This window comes from Rhizobacter sp. P5_A1, assembly GCF_056400745.1.
Genome location: NZ_JBFUKR010000002.1, coordinates 121,801 through 142,862, shown reverse-complemented (window position 1 = coordinate 142,862; position 21,062 = coordinate 121,801). Strand labels below are relative to the sequence as shown.

Annotated in this window: 20 protein-coding genes; 9 read left to right on the top strand and 11 right to left on the bottom strand. The window is 70.1% G+C overall.

What is annotated here, in order from left to right:
• Window positions 1-29 precede the first annotated feature (29 nt).
• Together cueR and AC1DTW_RS02470 are read right to left on the bottom strand one after the other, a co-directional pair.
• Window positions 30-422: a Cu(I)-responsive transcriptional regulator gene (gene cueR / locus AC1DTW_RS02475; protein WP_477978777.1), complete on the bottom strand. Its 393-nt coding sequence runs from the start codon at window positions 420-422 to the stop codon at window positions 30-32.
• Complete coding sequence (locus AC1DTW_RS02470; RefSeq protein ID WP_477978775.1) at window positions 419-2,638, bottom strand: heavy metal translocating P-type ATPase; 2,220 nt, start codon at window positions 2,636-2,638, stop codon at window positions 419-421. The genes cueR and AC1DTW_RS02470 overlap by 4 nt, the downstream gene beginning before the upstream one ends.
• A 125-nt stretch (window positions 2,639-2,763) precedes the next feature.
• Between AC1DTW_RS02470 and AC1DTW_RS02465 the strand changes: the two genes are divergently transcribed.
• Both AC1DTW_RS02465 and AC1DTW_RS02460 read left to right on the top strand, forming a co-directional pair.
• Window positions 2,764-2,973 carry a heavy-metal-associated domain-containing protein gene (locus AC1DTW_RS02465; RefSeq protein ID WP_477978773.1) on the top strand — a complete coding sequence of 70 codons (210 nt, stop codon included), beginning with the start codon at window positions 2,764-2,766 and terminating at the stop codon, window positions 2,971-2,973.
• A 105-nt stretch (window positions 2,974-3,078) separates the two neighbouring features.
• Complete coding sequence (locus AC1DTW_RS02460) at window positions 3,079-4,659, top strand: ABC transporter substrate-binding protein (RefSeq protein WP_477978771.1); 1,581 nt, start codon at window positions 3,079-3,081, stop codon at window positions 4,657-4,659.
• Window positions 4,660-4,710: 51 nt separating this feature from the next.
• Here AC1DTW_RS02460 and AC1DTW_RS02455 read toward each other — a convergent pair whose 3' ends face one another.
• Complete coding sequence (locus AC1DTW_RS02455; RefSeq protein WP_477978769.1) at window positions 4,711-5,319, bottom strand: LysE/ArgO family amino acid transporter; 609 nt, start codon at window positions 5,317-5,319, stop codon at window positions 4,711-4,713.
• A 69-nt stretch (window positions 5,320-5,388) separates the two neighbouring features.
• Between AC1DTW_RS02455 and AC1DTW_RS02450 the strand changes: the two genes are divergently transcribed.
• From AC1DTW_RS02450 to AC1DTW_RS02435, 4 genes are all read left to right on the top strand, one after another.
• Complete coding sequence (locus AC1DTW_RS02450) at window positions 5,389-6,321, top strand: LysR family transcriptional regulator ArgP (RefSeq protein WP_477978767.1); 933 nt, start codon at window positions 5,389-5,391, stop codon at window positions 6,319-6,321.
• Window positions 6,322-6,449: 128 nt separating this feature from the next.
• Window positions 6,450-8,507: a TonB-dependent receptor plug domain-containing protein gene (locus AC1DTW_RS02445; protein WP_477978765.1), complete on the top strand. Its 2,058-nt coding sequence runs from the start codon at window positions 6,450-6,452 to the stop codon at window positions 8,505-8,507.
• A 2-nt stretch (window positions 8,508-8,509) separates the two neighbouring features.
• On the top strand, window positions 8,510-9,067 hold the full coding sequence (locus AC1DTW_RS02440) for a YfiR family protein (RefSeq protein ID WP_477978763.1): 558 nt from the start codon (window positions 8,510-8,512) through the stop codon (window positions 9,065-9,067).
• Between the two features lie 3 nt (window positions 9,068-9,070).
• The gene (locus AC1DTW_RS02435) at window positions 9,071-11,395 is read left to right on the top strand and encodes an ATP-binding protein (RefSeq protein WP_477978761.1); all 2,325 of its coding nucleotides are present in this window, start codon (window positions 9,071-9,073) and stop codon (window positions 11,393-11,395) included.
• A gap of 61 nt (window positions 11,396-11,456) precedes the next feature.
• On the opposite strand, the gene AC1DTW_RS02430 is transcribed toward AC1DTW_RS02435, so the two are convergent.
• Window positions 11,457-14,714 (bottom strand): EAL domain-containing protein, encoded by a 3,258-nt coding sequence (locus tag AC1DTW_RS02430; RefSeq protein WP_477978759.1) that lies wholly within the window; start codon window positions 14,712-14,714, stop codon window positions 11,457-11,459.
• Between the two features lie 206 nt (window positions 14,715-14,920).
• On the opposite strand from AC1DTW_RS02430, the gene AC1DTW_RS02425 reads away from it, so the two are divergent.
• From AC1DTW_RS02425 to AC1DTW_RS02415, 3 genes are read left to right on the top strand one after another with little or no spacing between them, the layout of a single operon-like run.
• On the top strand, window positions 14,921-15,328 hold the full coding sequence (locus AC1DTW_RS02425) for an ArsR/SmtB family transcription factor (RefSeq protein ID WP_477978757.1): 408 nt from the start codon (window positions 14,921-14,923) through the stop codon (window positions 15,326-15,328).
• A complete protein-coding gene (locus AC1DTW_RS02420; protein ID WP_477978755.1) occupies window positions 15,325-16,401 on the top strand; it encodes an SRPBCC domain-containing protein in 1,077 nt (358 codons plus the stop codon). Before AC1DTW_RS02425 ends, AC1DTW_RS02420 begins: the two co-directional genes overlap by 4 nt.
• Before the next feature lie 32 nt (window positions 16,402-16,433).
• The gene (locus AC1DTW_RS02415) at window positions 16,434-16,739 is read left to right on the top strand and encodes a hypothetical protein (RefSeq protein WP_477978753.1); all 306 of its coding nucleotides are present in this window, start codon (window positions 16,434-16,436) and stop codon (window positions 16,737-16,739) included.
• Between the two features lie 31 nt (window positions 16,740-16,770).
• On the opposite strand, the gene fliR is transcribed toward AC1DTW_RS02415, so the two are convergent.
• Genes fliR through AC1DTW_RS02380 form a run of 7 tightly spaced genes read right to left on the bottom strand, consistent with a single transcriptional unit; the run spans window position 16,771 to window position 21,005 of the window.
• Window positions 16,771-17,532: a flagellar biosynthetic protein FliR gene (fliR, locus tag AC1DTW_RS02410; protein WP_477978751.1), complete on the bottom strand. Its 762-nt coding sequence runs from the start codon at window positions 17,530-17,532 to the stop codon at window positions 16,771-16,773.
• Between the two features lie 42 nt (window positions 17,533-17,574).
• The gene (gene fliQ / locus AC1DTW_RS02405; RefSeq protein ID WP_477978749.1) at window positions 17,575-17,844 is read right to left on the bottom strand and encodes a flagellar biosynthesis protein FliQ; all 270 of its coding nucleotides are present in this window, start codon (window positions 17,842-17,844) and stop codon (window positions 17,575-17,577) included.
• A 28-nt stretch (window positions 17,845-17,872) separates the two neighbouring features.
• Complete coding sequence (gene fliP / locus AC1DTW_RS02400; RefSeq protein ID WP_477978747.1) at window positions 17,873-18,550, bottom strand: flagellar type III secretion system pore protein FliP; 678 nt, start codon at window positions 18,548-18,550, stop codon at window positions 17,873-17,875.
• Entirely contained in the window at window positions 18,540-18,899 is a 360-nt protein-coding gene (locus AC1DTW_RS02395; protein ID WP_477978745.1) for a FliO/MopB family protein, read from the bottom strand. The genes fliP and AC1DTW_RS02395 overlap by 11 nt, the downstream gene beginning before the upstream one ends.
• Window positions 18,900-18,912: 13 nt before the next feature.
• A complete protein-coding gene (gene fliN, locus AC1DTW_RS02390) occupies window positions 18,913-19,353 on the bottom strand; it encodes a flagellar motor switch protein FliN (RefSeq protein WP_477978743.1) in 441 nt (146 codons plus the stop codon).
• Entirely contained in the window at window positions 19,343-20,347 is a 1,005-nt protein-coding gene (gene fliM / locus AC1DTW_RS02385; RefSeq protein WP_477978741.1) for a flagellar motor switch protein FliM, read from the bottom strand. The genes fliN and fliM overlap by 11 nt, the downstream gene beginning before the upstream one ends.
• A gap of 4 nt (window positions 20,348-20,351) precedes the next feature.
• A complete protein-coding gene (locus tag AC1DTW_RS02380) occupies window positions 20,352-21,005 on the bottom strand; it encodes a flagellar basal body-associated FliL family protein (RefSeq protein WP_477978739.1) in 654 nt (217 codons plus the stop codon).
• Between the last annotated feature and the right edge of the window lie 57 nt (window positions 21,006-21,062).

Below are 21,062 nucleotides of genomic sequence, written 5' to 3'. Positions count from 1 at the left end.
CTGCGATCCAGCGGCCTTTCTTCTGGCCGTCAGTGTTCCCCCGCCAGGTCATCCAGGATCGGGCAGTCCGGCCGTTCGTCGCCGGCGCAGCAGTGGGCCAGGTGTTCGAGCGTGCGCTGCATCGCCTGCATCGCGGCGATACGCTGTTGCAGGTCGGCGGCGTGTGCGAGCGCGATGCGCTTGACCTGGCCGCTGGCGCGCTTGCGGTTGCGCCACAGCGCGAGCAGGTTCGCGATCTCGCCGGTGCCGAAACCCAGGTCGCGGGCGCGGCGGATGAAGCGCAGCGTGTGCACCGCCGGCGCGTCGTACTGGCGGTAGCCGGCCTCGGTGCGCGCGACCTTCGGCAGCAGGCCCAGGCTCTCGTAGTGGCGGATCATCTTCGCCGACACCGCCGACTGCTTCGACGCTTCGCCGATGTTCATCGCGCCTCCTTGCGGATCGAGCGCGCGAGCCACAGCGCGTTGCCGACCACGCTGACGCTCGACAGCGCCATCGCCGCGCCCGCGACCACCGGGCTGAGCAGGCCGAGCATCGCGAGCGGGATGCCGACGACGTTGTAGGCCATCGCCCAGAAGAGGTTCTGGCGGATCTTCGCGTGCGTCGCGCGCGAGATCGCGATCGCTCGCGCCACCAGCGCGAGATCGCCGCGCAGCAGCGTGATCCCGGCCGCCTGCATCGCGACATCGCTGCCGCCGGGCCGCCCGCCGACGTCGGCGAGCCCGCCCGCCATCGCGATGCCGACATCGGCCGCGGCCAGCGCCGGTGCGTCGTTGATGCCGTCGCCGACCATCGCGACCCGGCCGTCGGCCTTCAGCGATTCGATCAGCGCGGCCTTGTCGCCTGGCAGCACCTCGGCGCGCACGTCGTCGATGCCGAGCGCGCGGCCGACGGCCGCGGCCGCGCCGTGCGAGTCGCCGCTGACCAGCAGCGTGCGCAGGCCCAGGCGCTTCAGCTCGGCGAGTGCGGCCGCCGCGCCAGGCTTGATCGCGTCGCCGAACGCGAGCAGCCCGAGCAATCGCGCGCCGCCGCCGGGGTCGACCTGCGCGAGCCACGACACGCTGCGGCCGTCGGCGCGGAATGCCGCGGCCTGGGCGTCGAGCACGGCGCCGGGCAGCCCGAGCTCGCGCATCAGGCGCGCGCTGCCGAGTTGCAGGCTGCGCGTGCCGAGCTCGCCGGCGAGGCCGCGGCCGGGCAGCGCCCGCAGCGCCCGCACCGGCTCGATCGGTCCGGTCGTCGCGTCCAGCACCGCGCGCGCCAGCGGGTGTTCGCTGCCGGCCTGCAGGCCCGCGGCGAGCGCGATCAGCGCGTCGCGGGTCAAGCCCGAGTCGTCGGCGGGCTGTGCGGCGACCAGCGTCGGGCGTCCCTCGGTCAGCGTGCCGGTCTTGTCGAACGCCACGCTGCGAACGGCCTGCGCGAGTTCGAGCGCCTGCGCGTCCTTGATCAGGATGCCCAGGCGTGCGGCCGCGCCGGTGCCGACCATGATCGCCGCCGGCGTCGCCAGGCCGAGCGCGCACGGGCAGGCGATCACCAGCACCGAGACCGCGTCGATCAGGCCGGCCGGCCAGTCACCGCGCGCCAGGCCCCAGCCGAGCAGCGTGACCAGCGCCAGCCCGAGCACGACCGGCACGAACACCGCGCTGACCCGGTCGACAAGCCGCTGGATCGGCGCCTTGCCCGCCTGCGCGCTCTCGACCAGCCGCACGATGCGCGCGAGCGCCGACTCGGCGCCGACCGCCGTCGCGCGCACCAGCAGCAGACCCTCGCCGTTGATCGAGCCGCCGGTCACCGCATCGCCGACGTGCCTTGCGAGCGGCAGGCTCTCGCCGGTGAGCAGCGATTCGTCGACGTGGCTCGCGCCCTCGAGCACGCGGCCGTCGGCCGGCACGCGCTCGCCGGGGCGCACGACGACGGCGTCGCCGACGACGAGCGCGGCCGTCGGCACCTCGTGCTCGACGCCGTCGCGCCGCACGCGCGCGGTGGCCGGGCGCAGCGCGTTCAGCGCGCGGATCGCGGCCGTCGTCGCGCGCTTCGCGCGGGCCTCGAGCCACTTGCCGAACAGCACCAGCGTGATCACGACCGCGGCCGATTCGAAGTAGAGAGGCGCCATCGCGTCGCCGCGCAGCAGTTCGAACACGCTCAGGCCGTAGGCGGCCGAGGTGCCGAGTGCGACCAGCACGTCCATGTTCGCGCTGCCGTTGCGCAGCGCGCCCCAGCCGGCGCGGTAGAAGCGCGCGCCGAGCCAGAACTGCACCGGCGTCGCGAGCAGCAGCTGCAGCCAGCCGTCGAGCATCCAGGCGTGCGGGTTCGCGACGAACGGGGCGACCCCCATCGGCAGCAGCAGCGGCACCGAGAGCAGCGCGGCCAGGCCGACCGGCCACGCGCTGGCGGGCGGCGAGGGTGCCTCGGGCCGCGCGGCGGGCACGTCATGCGCGTCGTAGCCGGCACGCTGCACCGCGTTCAGCAGCGCGTCGATGCCGGCCGCACCGACGACCTCGGCGTGTTCGGTCGCGAGGTTGACCGACGCGCGCTGCACGCCCGGCACCTTCAGCAGCGCGCGCTCGACCCGCGCGACGCACGAGGCGCAGGTCATGCCGTCGATGCGCAGCGAGGTGGTGGGGAGGGCGGTCGTCGTGTTCATGAGAGCAAGCCTAGACCTTCACATCATGGCAAGGTCAAATCGGTGCTGCGATTGTCCATGCGACTTGACCTTGACATCGTGGCAAGGTCGACACTATCGAATCCGAACCACGAACGGGCCACCCGATGATCGAACTCACGCTCCCGACCATGACCTGCGGTCACTGCGTCAAGACCGTCACGCGCACCGTGAAGGAAGTCGACCCGGCCGCCACGGTCGAGATCGACCTGGCTTCGCAGCGACTGCGCATCGACGGCTCCAGCCACGACGCGCAGGCGTTCCGCGCGGCACTGGCCGAAGAAGGCTACGCGCCGCAGGCCGGCCCCGCGGCCTGAAACTTGCTCGCTCGCGGCGAGCGCGGCGGGCAGGTTTTCCCTGCCCCCGCCGCGCGTGACGCCGGCCCTAAACTGCCGGTTTTCCAATTTGCCGGAGCCAAAGAGATGAAACGTGCTTCCTCAGCGGTGATCGCCGCCGCCGCGCTGGCCTTGGGCCTCGGCGCGGCGAGCGCGCAGGCCCAGACGCTGCGCTGGGCCTCGCAGGGCGACCTGCAGACGCTCGACCCCGATTCGCGCAACGAGTCGCTGACCAACTCGCTGAACGGCCAGGTCTACGAGACGCTGACCGGGCGCGACAAGCAGCTCGGCATCGTGCCGATGCTGGCGACCGAATGGAAGCAGACCGGCCCGCTGCAATGGACGGTCAAGCTGCGGCCGAACGTCAAGTTCCACGACGGCACGCCGTTCACCGCCGACGACGTGGTGTTCTCCGTCAAGCGTGCTACCGCAGAAGGCTCGGACATCAAGGCCTACGCCACCGCGATGGGCGAGCCGAAGAAGATCGACGCCTTGACCGTCGAGTTCAACCTGAAGGACGTCAACCCGATCTTCCTGCAGCACGCCAACGCCGTCTTCATCATGAGCAAGGCCTGGTGCGAGAAGAACAACGTCACCAAGCCGCAGAACTTCAACGCCGGCGAGCAGAGCTACGCGGCGCTGAACGCGAACGGCACCGGCCCGTTCATGGTCGTCTCGCGTCAGCCCGACGTGAAGACCGTCTACAAGCGCAACCCGGCCTGGTGGGGCAAGCCCGAAGGCAATGTGCAGGACGTGATCTACACGCCGATCAAGAGCAACTCGACCCGTGTTGCCGCGCTGATCTCGGGCGAACTCGACTTCGTGCTCGACCCGCCTCCCACCGACACGCCGCGCCTGCGCAACACGCCCGGCGTGAAGGTGATCGACGGCCCCGAGAACCGCATCATCTTCATCGGCATGGACCAGGGCCGCGACGAGCTGCTCTACAGCAGCGTCAAGGGCAAGAACCCGTTCAAGGATCAGCGCGTGCGCCAGGCGCTGTACCAGTCCGTCGACGAGGAGAGCATCAAGACCAAGTTGATGCGCGGCCTGGCGGCACCGACCGGGGCGGTAATGGTCTCGTCGATCGGCACCTACAACGACCCGGCGCTCGAGAAGCGCCTGCCGTTCGACCTCGACGCCGCGAAGAAGCTGCTCGCGTCGGCCGGCTACGCCGAGGGTTTCGAGTTCACGCTCGATTGCCCGAACGATCGCTACGTCAACGACGAGGAGATCTGCAAGACGCTGGCCTCGATGTGGGCGCGGCTGAACTTGAAAGTGCGCGTCAACACGATGCCGCGCTCGGTCTACTTCGCCAAGCTCGGTAACCTCGACACCTCGATGTACATGCTCGGCTGGGGCGGTTCCACGACGGACGCCGAGACCACCCTCACGCCGATCTACCGCACCCGTGCGGGCGCCATCGGCCAGTTCAACTACGGCCAGGTCAACAACCCGAAGATGGATCAGCTCGCCGCGCAGTCGAGCAAGGAGGCCGATCCGGTCAAGCGCGAGGCGCTGATCAAGGCGGCGATCAAGGAGCACAACGACCAGGTGCACCACATCCCGCTGCACCGCCAGTTCATCCCGTGGTCGATGCGCGCGAACGTCGAGGTCGTGCACCGCGCCGACAACTGGCTCGAATGGGCCTGGGTCAAGATCAAGTGACGCGGTATTGAGCGTTCAAGCCAACGGCAGCCTCGGCTGCCGTTTTTTTGGTCAGCGGCCGACGAGCAGCGAGCCGGCGATGCCCCACATCACGAGCGCGACCAGCGCGTCGAGGACCTTCCACGCGAGCGGCCGCGCGAACACGCCATGCAGCGCGCGCGCGCCGAAGCCGAGCGTGAAGAACCAGGCGAAGCTCGCGGCGCCCGCGCCGACGCCGAACGCGGCGCGCGCCGCCGGCGGCTGCTGGCTCGCGATGCCGCCGAGCAGCACGACGGTGTCGAGCCAGCAGTGCGGGTTCAGGTAGGTGAACGCGAGGCACGCGGCCAGCGCGGCCGGCAAGGTCAGCGGTTCGTCGGCGGCCGCGACCATCGCCTCGCGACCCCGCACGCGGCGCGCCGCGAGCGCGCCGTAGCCGATCAGGAAGGCCGCGCCGCCATAGCGCGCGATCGCCAGCAGCGCGGGGCTGCGCTGCGCCAGCGCGCCGAGCCCGGCGACGCCGAGCGTGATCAGCAGCGCGTCCGACAGCGCGCACACCAGCACGACCGCCAGCACGTGCTCGCGCCTGAGCCCGCAGCGCAGCACGAACGCGTTCTGCGCGCCGATCGCGACGATCAGCGCCGCCGAGGTCGCGAAGCCCTTCGTCAGGATGCCAAGGTCCATGCGGCCAGCGTAGCGCCGGAGATTGGATCGATCCAGCTAAAGAAATTGATCCATGATTAGAATTTCTTCATGCAGATCGATTCCCGACAGCTCGCCGCGTTCGCCGCGGTGCTGCGCGAAGGCAGCTTCGAAGCCGCTGCCCGCAGCCTGCACGTCACGCCGTCGGCGGTGAGCCAGCGCATCAAGCTGCTCGAAGAGCGGCTCGGCCGCGTGCTGATCCGGCGCGGCGCGCCCTGCACGCCGACCGAGGCCGGGCAGGCGCTGCAGCGCCACGCGCAGCAGCTGCAGCTGCTCGAGGCGCAGGCGCTGGCGCCGTTCGGCCTCGTCGCCGCACCCGAGCGCGGTGGCCGTGGCGCGCTCGGCCCGCAGCCTCCCGGCGCGCGGCTGCCGCTGGCGATCGCGGTGAATGCCGACTCGCTCGCGACCTGGTTCGCGCCGGCGCTGGCCGCGGTGCACGATGCGCACGCCGTCAGCTTCGACCTGCTCGTCGAGGACCAGGACCACTCGAGCGAGCTGCTGCGCCAGGGCCGCGTGATGGCGGCAGTGACCGCCGACCCGCGCGCGGTGCAGGGCTGCAGCGTCCTGCGCCTCGGTGCGATGCGCTACCTCGCCGTGGCCAGCCCGGCGTTCATGCGGCGGCACTTCGCCGGCGGGGTCGACGCCGCGGCGCTGGCGCGCGCGCCGTGCAACGTGTTCGACCGCAAGGATGCGCTGCAGGCGCGCTTCCTGCGCGGTCTGACGCGGCGCACGCTGCAGCCGCCGCAGCACCATGTGCCGAGCACGCACGGCTTCATCCATGCGGCCGTGCAAGGCATCGGCTGGGGCATGAACCCGGACCTGCTCGTCGCGCCGCTGCTGGCGCGCGGCGAACTGGTCGAGCTGGTGCCGGGCAAGGCGCTCGAGGTGCCGCTGTTCTGGCAACACTGGCGGCTCGACTCGCAGGTGATGCGGCTGCTCACCGACAGCGTCGCTGCCGCCGCCGCGAAGATGCGGCCACGCTGAACGCGAAAGAGAGCGGCCCGGCGCACGCGTGCGTGCGCGATTGGCAGGCACTCGTGGCGGTATTCGATCGATCGGGTTCGCGACCCGGCCGGGAAAATCGGGGTTCAGGAAATTGAGCCCTCTCGCCGATGCCGCTGCCTCCTCGTCATGTTTTCCTGTCGATCGCGGCGCATCTGCGGCGACTCGCGCGGGTGCTCGCGCTGGCCGTCGTCGCGGGCGCGGGGGCCGCCGGCGTCGTGCGCGCGAACCCGTCCCCCGAGGAAGGCGTCGCGGCGGCGGGCCTGGTCGACCTCGAGGGCGTGCTGGCGCAACCCGTGTACGGCGACGGCCGCTCCGCCGGCGCCTCGAAGCACACGCAGGACCTGGAGCGTGCGCCGGCGGCGGTCGTCGTGCGCACCGGCGGCGAGATTCGCGCGCACGGCTACCGCACGCTGGCCGAGGTGCTCGAGAGCATGCCGGGCATCCACCTGCAGAACGACCGCGCCTACGTGTATGCCGGCGTGCGCGGCATCAACCGCCCGGGCGACTTCAATTCGCGCCTGCTGGTGATGATCGACGGCGCGCGCATCAACGACGCACTCTACGAAGGCGGCCCGCTCGGCCGCGAGTTCCCGCTCGATGTCGGGCTGATCGACCGGGTCGAATATGTGCCGGGCCCGGGCTCGGCGCTGTACGGCTCGAGCGCGGTGCTCGGTGTCGTCAACGTGATCACGCGCACGCCGTCGCAGCTGCCGGGCCTGCGCACGACGCTGGAGCTCGGCACCGACCTGAACCGCAAGCTCGCCGCGACCTGGGGTGGCGAGCTCGCCGGCAGCCGCGTGCTGCTGGGCTACGCGGCCGAACGGCGGCCCGGGCACGACCTCTACTTCGCCGAGTACGACAGCCCCGAGACGAACCACGGCATCGCGCATCGCAACGACGGCGAACGCGCGAGCAAGCTGTTCGTCAAGGCGCGCTGGACCGAGCTGACCGTCACCGGCGGCGTCTCGGAGCGCATCAAGGACATCCCGACCGCCTCGTACGAGACGCAGTTCAACGCGCCGAATCCGTGGATCGATCGCTTCGCGTTCGTCAACGTCGACATGACCCGGCGCTGGGGCTTCGATCAGGAGCTGCATGCCCGGCTCGGCGCCGAGCGCTATCAGTTCCGCAACCGCAGCATCACGCCGACAACGGACGGCCCGAGCGTCGGAACCGAAGCCGACGATGCCGACGCCGTTTCGGGCGAGATCCGCTATTCATGGCTGCGCTGGGTCGGCCACCGGCTGAGCGCGGGCTTCGAGTTCCAGCGCAACCTGCGGCAGTCGATCCGTTTGCAGACGATCTCGCCGCAGCCGCAACTGCAGACCGACTTCGACATCAGCTCGTCGCGCCACGCGTCCTTCGCGAGCGACGAGTGGCAAGTCACGCCGTCGGTGCTGCTGAACATCGGCGCGCGCGCGGACTGGCGCATCGACGGCCACGTCAGCACCTCGCCGCGCCTCGCGGCGATCTGGACCCCGTCGCCGGCGTGGACCCTCAAGTGGACCCAGGGCAGCGCATTCCGCGAGCCGAACGCGTTCGAGCGCTTCTATGTCGACGACACGCAGAAGGTGAATCCGTCGCTGAAGGCCGAATCGCTCGATTCGCACGAGCTCGCGGCGATCTGGCGGCCGACGCCGGCCCTGACCTTCGAGGCCTCGGCCTATGCGTTCCGCATCCGCGACCTCGTCGAGCTGACGACCGATGCCGATGGTCTCAACGTCTTCGCCAATCGCGGCGAGCTGCGCTCGCGCGGGGTCGACCTGACCGGCACGCTGGTGCTGGCCGGCGGCGCGCAGCTGCGCGCGAGCTGGTCGCATCAGCGCGCGATCGACCAGGACAGCGGCGTACGCCTCAGTGGTGCGCCGCAGACCCTGCTGAAGCTGAGCTGGACGACCCCCGGCCCGATCGCCGGCGCGACCGTCGGCCTCAACGGCCAATACGTCAGCCGTCGCACGACGCGCTCCGGCGCCGAGCTCAGCGGCTACCTGCGCGTCAACGCGCATCTGAGCTATGCGCCGGCCGGGCGCCCCTGGTCGGTGGCGCTCGGGGTCTACAACCTCGGCGACGAACACCACGCGGACCCGGTCGGCCCCGAACTCGCGCAGGACTCGCTCCGTCAGGATGGGCGCGAGTTCAGGCTCCAGCTGGGCTGGGCCTTTTGACCATGTCGCTGGCCCGCGACCGGCGCCGGTGCGGCGTTCGACGCGCACTGCTCGGGTGCGCGCTGGCGGCCGTTCTCGGCGGCGCGCATGCGCAGTCGCTGGGTGGCGATGCCGGGGCGAAGGCGAAGCTCGTCGCGACGCTGGCCCGCTTCGTACAATGGCCGGCGGCAATGTTCGAGAGCGAGACCGCGCCGCTGCGCCTGTGCGTGTTCTCGAACAGCCCGACGGTCGAGCGCGCGTTCCAGAGCCAGGCCGAGACCTCGATCGGTGCCCGCCCGGTGCAGACCCTGATGAATCCGCGCTCGATCGCGAAGCAGTGCCACGTCGTGTTCATCGACGACAGCGGCGCCTTGCGCGCCGACCAGCTGCTCAGACGGCTCGGCACCGAGCCGACCTTCACGGTGGGCACGCAGGACGGCTTCGTCGACGATGGCGGCATGGTCGAGATCGTCCACGTCGACAACACCTTGCGCTTCGATTTCAACCTGCTCGCGCTGCGCGAGGCGGGGCTCGGCGTGAACCCCGGCGTGCTGAAGCTGGCGCGTCAGGTGAGGCAGTAGCCGATGGCTTGGCCGCGGCGCAGCCGCCTCCCGCTTCGCGTGCGGCTCGCGTTGCTGCTCGCGCTGTGTGCCGGCACGACGGCGGTGTTCGGCGTCGCGGCGGTGGTGGCCGCCGGTGTCTGGTTCGAGCCGGCGCGCGTGCGCGCCGAGGCGACCGAGCTCGCCGGCACCCTTGCGTACGCGCTCGAGGTGCCGCTCGCGTTCGACGACCCGAAAGCGGCGCACGACACACTGGGCATGCTGCGCGCCCGCTCCGACGTGCGCTCGGCGACCGTGTACGACAGGAACGGCCGTCAGGTCGCGCGCTACGCCGGGCCGGCGGGCGCTTCGCCGGCGCCTGCGTCCGGGCGCATCCTCGGCGACGATCTCGTCGTCGAGCAGTCGATCGGCGCCGACGGCGAAGCGCTCGGCCGGGTCGAGCTGCGGCAGAGCCTGGACAGCGTGTACCGCAGCCTGGCGCGGCAGCTCGGCGCGATCCTGGGCGGAACGACGCTCGGCCTCGCGCTCGCGCTCGCGGTCTCGCGCCGGACCGCGCGGCACATCACCGACCCGGTCGCGGCACTCGCCGACGCCTCGAGCGCGATCGCGCAGCAGAAGGACTATTCGCGACGCCTCGCCGGCGACGGCGACGACGACGAGGTCGGCCACGCGGTCGGCGCATTCAACCGCATGCTCGACGAGCTCCAGGCGCGCGATCAATCGCTCGAGGCCGCGGTGCTGACGCTCGAGTCGCGCGTCGCCGAACGCACGCGCGACCTGCGGCGCGAGAAGGAGCGCGCCGAGAGCGCGTCGCGTGCCAAGACCAGCTTCCTCGCGAACATGAGCCATGAACTGCGCACGCCGCTGAACGCGGTGATCGGTGCGGCGCAGCTGCTGCAGCAGTCCGGTGCCGAGCACGAGCAGGCGCACCTCGTCGAGATCGTGCGCAGCAGCGGCATCAACCTGCTCGGCCTGATCGAGAACGTGCTCGACGTGTCGCGCATCGAAGCCGGCGAACTGCCGGTGTCGTGCGAGGACTTCAACCTCGCCGACTGCCTCGAGGCGGCGCTCGCAACGGCGTCCGTCGCCGCGCGCGCGAAGGGCCTGGCGGTCTGCGGCGTCATCGACCCCGAGCTGCCGGTGTGGTGCAACGGCGATGCGATGCGGCTGCGCCAGGTCGTGCTGAACATCCTCGGCAACGCGGTGAAGTTCACCGCGCACGGCGAGGTCGTGATGCGCGCCTCGGTCGGCACCGGGCCGGGCCGCGTCCGGATCTCCGTGCGCGACAGCGGCATCGGCATCGAGGCCGGCAAGCAGGACGAGATCTTCGAGCCGTTCCGGCAGGCCGACGAGGCCACCACGCGCCGTTTCGGCGGCACCGGCCTCGGCCTGGCGATCTCGCGCCGCCTCGTGCGCGCGATGGGCGGCGACATCGCGGTGCGCAGCGCGCCGGGCGAAGGATCGACCTTCAGCTTCGAGATCGCACTGCTCGCGCCGGCCACGCACATCGTCGGCGCGGCGCCGCTCGGTCACCAGGTGCTGTACTTCGAGCCGCATGGCGCCAGCGCCGACGCGCTCGCGGCACTGCTGACGCGCTGCGGCTGCCACGGCGAGCGCATCCGCGCACCGGCCGACCTGCACGCGTGGCGCGCGAGGGCGCCGCGCGGCGAAGCGCTGCCGTGGTTGCTCGTCGCGACCGATGCCGACGCGTGCGGCGCGCTGCTCGAGTGCGCCGGCGACTGGATCGATGCCGGCCGGCTGGTCGAGATGAATCGCTCCGATGCGGCCGACGGCGGTGCGCGGCTTCGCTTCGGGCTGCCGCGCGGGCTGCTGAAGCCGGTGCTGCGCGGTGCGCTGGTGAGCCGCCTGGGTGTCGGCTTCGGCGCGGGTGCCGGCAGCGGTGCGGACGCCGCGCACGAACCCGACGCGGCCGGGCTCGTGCTGGTCGTCGAGGACGACCCGACGAACCAGTTGATCGTCGGCTCGATGCTGCGCGGCGCGGGCTACCAGGTGCTGACCGCCGACGATGGCGGCCACGCATTGGCGCTGCTGCGCGAACATGCGTTCGACCTGGTGCTGATGGACTGGCAGATGCCCGACATGGACGGCCTCGCGGTGACCCGGCTGATCCGTGCCGGCGCGGTCGGTGCCTACGGCGAGCACGTGCCGATCGTCGCGCTGACGGCGAACGCGTTCGCCGAAGATCGCACCGCCTGCCTCGCGGCCGGCATGAACGACTTCCTGACCAAGCCGGTGCTCGTGCGCCAGCTGCTCGAGGTGGTCGAGCGCTGGATGCTGCATCCCGACGAGGCGCGCTTCGTGCCGTCGACGCGGCCGGCGCTGCTGTAGGCCGACTCGCGCTTGAAGCCCTGGCGCAGCACGAAGGCGTTCTGCGCGTCGATCGCGATGATCAGCGCGGCCGAGCTTGCGAGTCCGGTGAAGAAGGCGAGTTCCACGCCGCGAGGGTAGTGCGCCCCGCGAGCCACTCTTCGAGCGCGCCGGGCGGCATCGGCCGGCCGGTGTGGTAGCCCTGGATCGCGTCGCACCACGCCTCGGCGAGTGCCGCGTGCAGCGCCGCGGTCTCGACGCCTTCGGCGACCACCGTCATCTTCAGCCGGTGCGCGAGCGCGATGATCGCCTCGGTGATCGCCCGGTCCTTGGGCTCGGTCAGCATGTCCTTGACGAGCGAGCGATCGATCTTCAGCTTGCCCATCGGCAGGCGGCTCAGGTAGCTCAGGCTGGAGTAGCCGGTGCCGAAGTCGTCGATCGAGAGCTGCACGCCGACCTCCTTGAGCGCATGCAGCTGCTGCAGCCGCGCGTCGGTGCTCTCCATCAGCGTCGATTCGGTCAGTTCGAGTTCGAGCAGCGCGGCGGGCACGCCGTGCCGCGCCAGCGAGGCGCGCAGGGCCGCGACCAGGCCCGGGTCGAGCAGTTGCACGGCGGACAGGTTGACCGACAGCGCGCCGATCTCGATGCCGCGCGCGCGCCAGTCGGCGAGCTGGCGACAGGCCTCGTCGATGACCCATTCGCCGATCGTCACGATCAGGCGCGATTCCTCGGCCAGCGGGATGAAGACCGCCGGGGCGATCTCGCCGAGTTCGGGCGTGCGCCAGCGCAGCAGGGCCTCGACGGCCATCAGGGCGCCGTCGACCGCGTTCACCTGCGGCTGGAATACGAGCCGCAGTTCGTCGCGCGCGACCGCGTTGCGCAGCAGCAGCTCGATCTGCAGCTTCTGCTGCGCGCGGTCGTTGAGGTCGCGGGTGAAGAAGTAGACGTTGTCGCGCCCGCTCGCCTTGGCTTCGTACATCGCGGCATCGGCGTGGCGCATCAGCTCGTCCATGTCGGCGGCGTCGTCGGGGAACATCGCGATGCCGATGCTGCACGACACGTTGAGCTCCAGCGTTTCGATCAGGTAGGGCGCGCGCAACGAGACCAGCAGCCGCTGCGCGATCTGCAGCGCCTCGCCGCTGCCGGTCACGCCGTTCAGCAGCACGACGAACTCGTCGCCGCCGAAGCGGCTCACCACATCGGCATCGCGGATCGAGTCGCGCAGCCGCTGCGCGACCCGCTTGAGCAAGGCGTCGCCGATCTGGTGGCCGAGCGAATCGTTGATGGTCTTGAAGCGATCAAGGTCGATGAACAGCACCGCCACCGGCTGACCGGTGCGGGTCGATTGCTGCATCGCCTCGCGCAGGCGCCGCTCGGCGACGCGGCGGTTCGGCAGGCCCGTCAGCAGGTCGTGGTGGGCCAGGTACTTGACCTGTTCTTCCGAAGCCTTGCGGTCGGTGATGTCCAGGCAGCTGAAGATGTAGTGGGCCAGCGCGCCGCTCGCGTCGCGCACGGCCGTCAGCACCGCCCAGGCCGGGAAGGCGCCGCCATCGTGCTTGCGCACCAGCACCTCGCCGCGCCACCAGCCGCGGCTCTCGGCGGTGGCCCAGGCGTCGCGCGCGCGCGGCATCGGCAGCTCGCCGACCTGCACGAAGCCGAGCTCCTCGTGCAGCAGCTCGCCGGGGTCGAACGCACCGGCCTTGCAGATCGCGCGATTCGCCGAGAGCACGCGGCCGCGCACGTCGAGCAGCACGATGCCTTCGGAGGAGGCCTCGAACACCTTGGCCCAGAGTTCGAGCCGCTGCTCCAGCGCCTTCAGGTTGCCGATCGGCGTGAACGCGGTGACGACCGCGTCCTGGCCCTGGTAGTCGAGCCGGCGTGCCGACAGCACGACCCAGGCTGCGTGCTGGCCCTGCTGCCAGCGCACCTCGAATTCGTGCACCACGCCCTGGTCGGCGAGCTGCTGGAAGAAGCGCCGCCGCAGCGGGGCCGTGATGCCGGTGGCCCAGGGATCGGTCTCGGCGTCGCCCAGCCATTCGCGCGCCTGCGGGTTCGCATGCAGCACGCGGTGGTCGGGCACCGAGGTCACCATCAGCGGCACCGGCATCAGCTCGAGCAGGCGCTGCTGCGCCTCGGCGGCGCGTGCGCTGGCGGCCATCTCCTGCTGCAGCTCGCGCTGGCGGTCGAGCTGCGCGAGCATCTCGTTGAAGCCGAGCACCAGGCGGCCGATTTCGTCGCCGCTGTCCCAGTGCGAGCGCAGGCTGTGGTCGCCGGTGCGGCGCACCGTGTCGACCACCTTCGACAAGCCGCGCAGCGGCCGCGAGATGCGCTGCGCGACAGAGTAGACCGCGACCAGGATGATGCCCAGCAACAGCGCCGCCGTGCCCAGGTGCAGCCACATGCGGACGAAGAAGTCGTGCACGCGCACGTCGATCAGCCGCGTCAGCTCGCTGTTGCCGCGGCCCCATGCGGCGTCGAGCGCATCGAGCACGCCGCGTTCTGCCGCATCGATCTGGGGGCGCTCCATGCGCTCGCCGGCGGCGATCTGCCGCACCACCGCGCGGAGGCGGTCGATCGCCGCCGCGAGTGCGGCCTGCGGCGGCGACAGGCGCTCGCCGAGCAGCGGCTGCGAGGCCGCCACCGCCTCGGCGTAGTCGGACTGGATCGCGCGGCCGGCCGAGCGCAGCTCGCCTTCGAGCACGAACAGCCGGGTGCGCTCGGTCGGGTCGATCGCGACGCCGTCGACCACGTCGTGCAGGCGCGGCGTGATCTGCGCGACCACGTCGAGCAGCGTCGGGTAGCGCAGCAGGATCAGCGACATCGTGTAGTAGCTGTCCAGGTCCGGATCGAGGATCAGGTTCGACTGGTTGCCCACGCGCGTCACCAGCTCGCGGCCCTGCTCGAGCGCCGCCTGGCGGCGCGAGGTCGCGTCGCGTTCCGATGCCGTCGGCGCGTCCAGCCTCTGCAGCGCGAGCAGGAAGCGCTGGTTCAGTTCGGCGCTGGCCATCGCCGTGCCGAGCCGGCGCTCGGCATCGGCCAGGCGCTCGGTGACGGCGGGGCCGGCGTCGGGTCTCGGCGCGCTGCGAGCGAGCGCGATCAACGTCGGGCGCAGCGCCTCGATGTAGGCGGTACCGGCGAGCTCCTTGCGCGAGAAGTCGATCGCGATGTACTTCTCGTGGATCAGGATGCTGCTGATGAAGAGCACCGTGCTCAGGTCGAGCAGGTAGATCAGCAGCAGCTTCTTGCCGACGCCGAGGTTCGACAGCCGGCGCACGAGCGGTGCACTGACTCGTGCCAGCAAGCCGCGCGGAGCGGCCGAAGCGTCATCACCAGAGACCATCGGTACTGCTCCGAAGCGTTGCGGCGCGATGCCGTGCTGACCGGGTGCTGCGCCGCTTTGGTGCGCTGCAGCATCGGGCCGAGTGCCTGACTTCGGCAGGGCCGGCCGTTACTTGAGCGTCGCGTCGCGGGAGTCGCTTGCACCGCACTTCAGTTAACGTTATAGTTAAATGAAGAACCCTTCTGAGCGACCCCACCGAGCAACGCATGACAGACGCATCCGATCCGCTCTCGGCCACCTTCGCCGCACTGGCCGACCCCACGCGGCGCGCGATCCTCGCCCGGCTCGCCCGCGGCGACGCGCCGGTGAGCGAACTGGCGCGGCCGTTCGCGATGTCGGCGCCGGCGATCTCGCGCCACCTGCGCGTGCTCAGCCGCGCCGGGTTGATCGAACGCCAGGTGCAGGCGCGCTGGCGCATCTGCCGCCTGCGCGGGCAGGAGTTGCGGCTCGCGCACGACTGGCTCGATCAATATCGCCGCTACTGGGAGCAAAGCCTCGATCGCCTGGTCGACTACCTCGAACGCGAGCTCGCGGCACCGGCATCGCCGGCAGCACCGCGCCGCCGCCGCAACGCGCCTCCCACCACCGCGATCACGAAGAGGAAGACACGATGAACCGCGAAACCTTCGAACTGCAGATGTCCCGCTTCATCCGTGCGCCGCGCGAGAAGGTGTTCGACGCCTTCGTCGATCCGAGCGCGCTGGCCGCCTGGCATTGCCCGCGTGGCATGAGCGTGCCCGAGGTGAGCGCGGACCCGCGCGTCGGCGGCAGCTACCGCATCGTGATGCAGCGCCGCGACGGAGCGCGCCACGTCGTCGTCGGCAGCTACCGCGAGCTCAGGCGCGCCGAGTTCCTGGCCTACACCTGGTGCTGGGAAGAGGGCGCGATGCCCACCGACGTGCAGACGCTGGTCGAGGTGCGGCTGATCGACAAGGACGGCGGCACCGAGCTGCAGATGCGGCACAGCGGCTTCCCCGCCGCGGCGCGCCGCGACGGGCACGAGGGCGGCTGGAACTCGGTCTTCAACCGGCTCAGCGACTACCTCGACCCGCAGGGCAGCGCCGGCACGCTGACGCTGCTCGGCGACGAACGCAGCACCTACACGCGCACCGCGCGCATGGCGCTGGCCGAGAAGGGCGTCGCGTACACGCACCTGCCGGTCGCGCCGCGCACGCCCGAGGTGCTGGCGGTGAACCCGTTCGGCCGCATCCCGGTGTTGCGCGACGGGCCGATCGGCCTGTACGAGACCAGCGCGATCCTGCGCTATCTCGACGAAGCGTTCGAGGGCCCGCCGCTGCTGCCGGCCGGGCCAACCGATGTCGCGCGCTGCGAGCAATGGGTCAGCCTCGTCAACGGGCATCTGTACGACACGATGAGCAAGCGCTACGTGCTGCAGTACATCTTCCCGAAGGGCGCGGGCGGCACGCCCGACCGTGCGGTCATCGACCCGGCGGTCGTCGAGATGCGCCAGCAGCTCGCGGTGCTCGAGCAGGCCTACGGCCAGCGCGACTATCTGGTCGGCACCACACTGACGATGGCCGACCTGTTCGTCGCGCCCTTGCTGGCGTACCTGCCGCTGTTCGCCGAGGGCAGGCAGCTGCTCGGCGACTGCCCGAACATCCGCCGCGCCCAGGCGGTGCTGGCCGAACGGCCGAGCTTCAAGGCCACCGCGCCAGCGCTCGGCTGACCGCGGGCTTGCCTCCACCACCCCAACGGAACATGAAACACTTCCTGATCAAGTACCAATTCAAGAGCGGCTCGCGCGAGGAATGGCACCGGCAGATCGAGGCCTTCATCGCCGCGCTCGACAGCGACCCCGAGCTGAAGGGGCGCATCGCCTACCGCTGCATGAAGGAGCGCGACAGCGACGCCTACTTCCACATCGCCAGCCCGGTCGACGACGCGGCTGTCAAGGCCCTGCAGAGCCGCGAGTTCTTCACGCGCTACACCGCGGCGACGAAGCTCGCGGCCGGCGGCGAGGTGCAGGTCGTGCCGCTCGAGATCATCGCGCAGACCTCGGCCTGACGCCGCGCGGTTTGCCGGTCGCCGGGATCGGCTAGCGGAAGTTCTCGAGCATTCGCTCGAGCGCCATCGTGAACGGCATCTGCATCATCGGCAATGTCAGCAGCATGCCGATCAGGCCGACCGAGACGGTGATCGGGAAGCCGATCGCGAAGATGTTCATCTGCTGCGCGACGCGCGAGATGATGCCCAGCACGAGGTTCACGAACAGCAGCATCGCGATCATCGGCAGCGCGATCCACAGCCCGAGGCGAAACACCTCGGCGCCCCAGACCTGCGGCTGCACCGCGCGCAGAAAGGCGAACGGCTCGGGGCCGGCCGGGAAGGCCTGAAAGCTCTGCACCACCGCATCGATCAGCATCAGGTGGCCGCCGATCACGATGAACAGCCAGCTGACCGAGACACCGAAGAAGCGGCTCGTCGCGGTCGCCTCGCCGCCGGTCATCGGGTTGAAGAAGCCGGCGAAGTTCAGGCCCATCTGCAGCCCGACGATCTCGCCGGCGAACTCGACCGCACTGAACACGATGCGCACCGCGAAGCCGAGCGACGCGCCGATCAGGATCTGCTGGACGACGGCGAGCGCCGCGGGCGCCGAATCGAGCGCGATCGGCGGCATCGCCGGCAGGCTGGCCTGCGCGCAGAACGCGATCATGAACGCGAGCGCGACCCGCACGCGCGCCGGCACGCCGCGCTGCGCGAACACCGGCAGCGCGCCGAACAGCGCGAGCACGCGCAGGAACGGCCAGAGCAGCGGCGTGATCCATTCGAGGACCTGGGTGTCGGTGAAGGTCAACATGAAAGACTCGAGCCAGCGCCAGGCGGCCGGCGATGGTCGTCGTCAGCCGACGGCCGAAGGGATCGCCTGCAGCGTGCGCTGCAAATACTCGACCAGCGTCGTCAGCATCCACGGCCCGGCGATCGCGAGCACCGCGACGGCGCCGACCACCTTCGGGACGAACGACAGCGTCGCTTCGTGGATCTGCGTCGCGGCCTGGAAGATGCTGACGACCAGGCCGATCACGAGCACGCTGATCAGCACCGGCGCGGCGACCAGCAGCAGGATGTACAGGCCTTGCTGGCCGGCGTTGAAGACTTGGGTGGCGTCCATCGGCGTTCCGGAGAATCAGGGTCGTGGGTCAGGTCGCGAAGCTCGCCGCAAGCGAGCCCAGCAGCAGGTTCCAGCCGTCGGCGAGCACGAACAGCATCAGCTTGAACGGCAGCGCGATCAGCACCGGCGACAGCATCATCATGCCGAGCGACATCAGCACGCTCGCGACGATCATGTCGATGATCAGGAACGGGATGAAGATCAGGAAGCCGATCTGGAACGCGCTCTTCAGCTCGCTGGTCACGAAGGCCGGCACCAGCACCTTGAACGGCACGTCGGCGGTCTTCACGGCCGGGTCGATCTTCGCGAGCTTCGAGAACAGCATCACGTCGGCCTGGCGCGTCTGCTTCAGCATGAACGCGCGCATCGGCACCTCGCCGCGCTTGAGCGCCTCGTCGAAGGCGATCTTGTTCTCGGCGTAGGGCTGGTAGGCGTCGGCATAGACCTTGTCGATCGTCGGTCCCATCACGAAGAAGGTCAGGAACAGGCTCAGCCCGACGACGACCTGGTTCGGCGGCGCCGCCTGCGTGCCCAGTGCCTGGCGCAGCAGGCTGAGCACGATCACGATGCGCGTGAAGCCGGTCATCAGCAGCAGCACCGCCGGCAGGAACGACAGCGCGGTGAAGAACAGCAGCGTCTGGATCGGCACCGAGTAGCTGGTGCCGCCCGCGGTCTGCGCGACCATCAACGGCAGCTCAGCGGCCATCGGGGCCCCCGCGGTCCTGGCGCAGCCGGCCGAGCAGCTGCGCGAAAGGCGGGGTCGTCGCCGCCGTGGGGGTCGCCGTCGACTCGGCCTGCGGTTCCATCGTGTGCAGCGTCGTGATGCTTTGCGCGGTCACGCCGAGCACCAGCCAGCGGCGCGCTTCGCCCTGGCCGACCTCGACCGTGACGATGCGCTGGTTCGCCGACAGCGGCAGCGCCGCGACGCTGCGCAGCCCACCGCCGCTTCCCGCGCCGCCCATCGGGGTGCGCTTCAGCAGCCACAGCGCGACCGGGATCAGCGCGATGATCGCGATGAACCAGAGCAGCGAGCTCAGTCCGTTCGAAGCAGACATCGACGTGAGCGGCTCAGGCGCGGCTCAGCCGGCGCATGCGCTCGCTCGGCGTCACGATGTCGGTCAGGCGAATGCCGAACTTGTCGTTGACGACGACGACCTCGCCCTGCGCGATCAGGTAGCCGTTCACCAGCACGTCCATCGGCTCGCCGGCCATCGCTTCGAGCTCGACGACCGAGCCCTGCGCCAGCTGCAGGATGTGCTTGATCGGGATGCGCGTGCGGCCCAGCTCCACGGTGAGCTGCACCGGGATGTCCAGGATCATGTTGATGTCGTTGCCGGCCGTGCTCGCGCCGGTCGGCGTGAAGTTCTGGAACGACGCGGGCGAGACCTGGTCGGCCGCGGCGTGCAGCTCGGAGGCGGTCTCGGGCTTCGACTCGGCGAGCGCCGCCGCCCACTCGGCGGCCATGGCGTCCGCGTCGTCGGCGGGCTTTGCGTTTTCTTCAGCTGACATGCGATTCCCCCAGCCAACCCTGTTCGGAGTTGGTCAACAGTTGATTGACCTTGAGCGCGTACTTGCCGTTCGAGGTGCCGTAGTGGCAATCGAACACCGGCACGCCGACCACCTTGGCCTGGATGGCCTGGTGCAGGTCGAGTTCGATGAAGTCGCCGACCTTGAACGACAGCAGCTGCTCGACCGTCGCCGGCGCCTGCGCCAGCTCGGCGACCAGCTCGACATGGGCCGACTGGATCTGCTGCTTCATCAGGTTGACCCAGCGCCGGTCGGGCTCGGACGCATCGCCCTGGATCGTCGAATACAGCACGTCGCGGATCGGCTCGAGCGTCGAGTACGGGATGCAGAAGTGGATCGTGCCGCTGGTGTCGCCGACCTCGAGCGTGAAGCTGGTCGCGACGACGATCTCGCTCGGCGTCGCGATGTTCGCGAACTGCGGCTGCATCTCCGAGCGCTGGTATTCGAGCTCGAGCGGGTAGATGCCGTGCCAGGCCTTCTTGTACTCGTTGGTGATCACGTCGACCAGGCGCCCGATGATGCGCTGCTCGGTCGGCGAGAAGTCGCGGCCCTCGATGCGCGTGTGGTACTTGCCGGCACCGCCGAAGAGGGCGTCGATCACCGCGAAGACCAGCGTCGGATCGCAGACGATCAGACCCGAACCGCGCAGCGGTCGCACGCTGACGATGTTGAAGTTCGTCGGCACGACGATCTCGCGCAGGAAGGCGCTGTACTTCTGCACCTTGATGCTGCCGATCGAGATCTCTGGGCTCTTGCGGATGAAGTTGAACAGGCCGATGCGGATGTTGCGGGCGAAGCGCTCGTTGATGATCTCCATCGTGGGCATGCGCCCGCGAACGATCCGCTCCTGGCTCGCCAGGTCGTAGTTGCGGATCGCGCCCTCGTCGACCTGCTCCTGCTCGAGCTTCTGGCTCTCGCCGGTGATGCCCTGCAAGAGCGCGTCGACTTCGTCCTGCGAAAGAATCTGCTGATTCATTGGTTCACTGCACGATGAAGTTCGAGAAATGCACGTGCTTGATCGGGTTCGCCTCGGCCGGCGCCTTCTTGCGGGCCTTCTTCTTCGGCTTCGGTTCGTCGTCGTCGGCCGCGACCTTGGTGTCGCCCTCGGCTTTCGCTTCGGTCACCGGCTCGGGTTCCTCGACCTCGATTCCCATCGTGCGCGCCGACTCGCGCTGGATCTCGGCCGCGAGCTGTTCCTTGCCGCTGCGGTCGAGCAGGTCCTTCGAGGCCTTGTGCGACAGGATCATCAGGATGCCGTTGCGGATCGCCGGCATGAACGCCTTCATCTGCTCGGCGAACTTCGGGTCTTCGACTTCGAAGGTGATGCCGACCTGCGCGTAGCGGTCGGCGTCCTTGTCGGAGAGGTTCACGACGAACGGGTCGATCGGCAGAAAGGTCGGCGGATGCTTCAGGTCGGGCTTGTCGCCGTGGTGACCGGCAGCACTTGCGCTCGCGGGGGTCTCGTCGCCATCGGCGTCCTGCGCGGCTTTCTTCTTCAGCAGCAGCATGGCCGCGCCGGCGGCGATCACGAGCAGCAGCAGCACGGCGACCGCGATGATGATCAGCTTCTTCTTGCCCTTCTTCGCGGGCACGGCGGCACCCGCGTTGACGGTGGGGGCAGCGGCAGCAGACATCGTCACTCCTTCGATTCTTGGGGCCAGCGGTGTGCCGCGAAGGCTTCGCGGCGCGTG

Bases quoted from the DNA above. Each gene is read 5' to 3' on its own strand.
- cueR (WP_477978777.1), bottom strand. From the start codon at position 422: ATGAACATCGGCGAAGCGTCGAAGCAGTCGGCGGTGTCGGCGAAGATG.
- AC1DTW_RS02470 (WP_477978775.1), bottom strand. From the start codon at position 2,638: ATGAACACGACGACCGCCCTCCCCACCACCTCGCTGCGCATCGACGGC.
- AC1DTW_RS02465 (WP_477978773.1), top strand. From the start codon at position 2,764: ATGATCGAACTCACGCTCCCGACCATGACCTGCGGTCACTGCGTCAAG.
- AC1DTW_RS02460 (WP_477978771.1), top strand. From the start codon at position 3,079: ATGAAACGTGCTTCCTCAGCGGTGATCGCCGCCGCCGCGCTGGCCTTG.
- AC1DTW_RS02455 (WP_477978769.1), bottom strand. From the start codon at position 5,319: ATGGACCTTGGCATCCTGACGAAGGGCTTCGCGACCTCGGCGGCGCTG.
- AC1DTW_RS02450 (WP_477978767.1), top strand. From the start codon at position 5,389: ATGCAGATCGATTCCCGACAGCTCGCCGCGTTCGCCGCGGTGCTGCGC.
- AC1DTW_RS02445 (WP_477978765.1), top strand. From the start codon at position 6,450: ATGCCGCTGCCTCCTCGTCATGTTTTCCTGTCGATCGCGGCGCATCTG.
- AC1DTW_RS02440 (WP_477978763.1), top strand. From the start codon at position 8,510: ATGTCGCTGGCCCGCGACCGGCGCCGGTGCGGCGTTCGACGCGCACTG.
- AC1DTW_RS02435 (WP_477978761.1), top strand. From the start codon at position 9,071: ATGGCTTGGCCGCGGCGCAGCCGCCTCCCGCTTCGCGTGCGGCTCGCG.
- AC1DTW_RS02430 (WP_477978759.1), bottom strand. From the start codon at position 14,714: ATGGTCTCTGGTGATGACGCTTCGGCCGCTCCGCGCGGCTTGCTGGCA.
- AC1DTW_RS02425 (WP_477978757.1), top strand. From the start codon at position 14,921: ATGACAGACGCATCCGATCCGCTCTCGGCCACCTTCGCCGCACTGGCC.
- AC1DTW_RS02420 (WP_477978755.1), top strand. From the start codon at position 15,325: ATGAACCGCGAAACCTTCGAACTGCAGATGTCCCGCTTCATCCGTGCG.
- AC1DTW_RS02415 (WP_477978753.1), top strand. From the start codon at position 16,434: ATGAAACACTTCCTGATCAAGTACCAATTCAAGAGCGGCTCGCGCGAG.
- fliR (WP_477978751.1), bottom strand. From the start codon at position 17,532: ATGTTGACCTTCACCGACACCCAGGTCCTCGAATGGATCACGCCGCTG.
- fliQ (WP_477978749.1), bottom strand. From the start codon at position 17,844: ATGGACGCCACCCAAGTCTTCAACGCCGGCCAGCAAGGCCTGTACATC.
- fliP (WP_477978747.1), bottom strand. From the start codon at position 18,550: ATGGCCGCTGAGCTGCCGTTGATGGTCGCGCAGACCGCGGGCGGCACC.
- AC1DTW_RS02395 (WP_477978745.1), bottom strand. From the start codon at position 18,899: ATGTCTGCTTCGAACGGACTGAGCTCGCTGCTCTGGTTCATCGCGATC.
- fliN (WP_477978743.1), bottom strand. From the start codon at position 19,353: ATGTCAGCTGAAGAAAACGCAAAGCCCGCCGACGACGCGGACGCCATG.
- fliM (WP_477978741.1), bottom strand. From the start codon at position 20,347: ATGAATCAGCAGATTCTTTCGCAGGACGAAGTCGACGCGCTCTTGCAG.
- AC1DTW_RS02380 (WP_477978739.1), bottom strand. From the start codon at position 21,005: ATGTCTGCTGCCGCTGCCCCCACCGTCAACGCGGGTGCCGCCGTGCCC.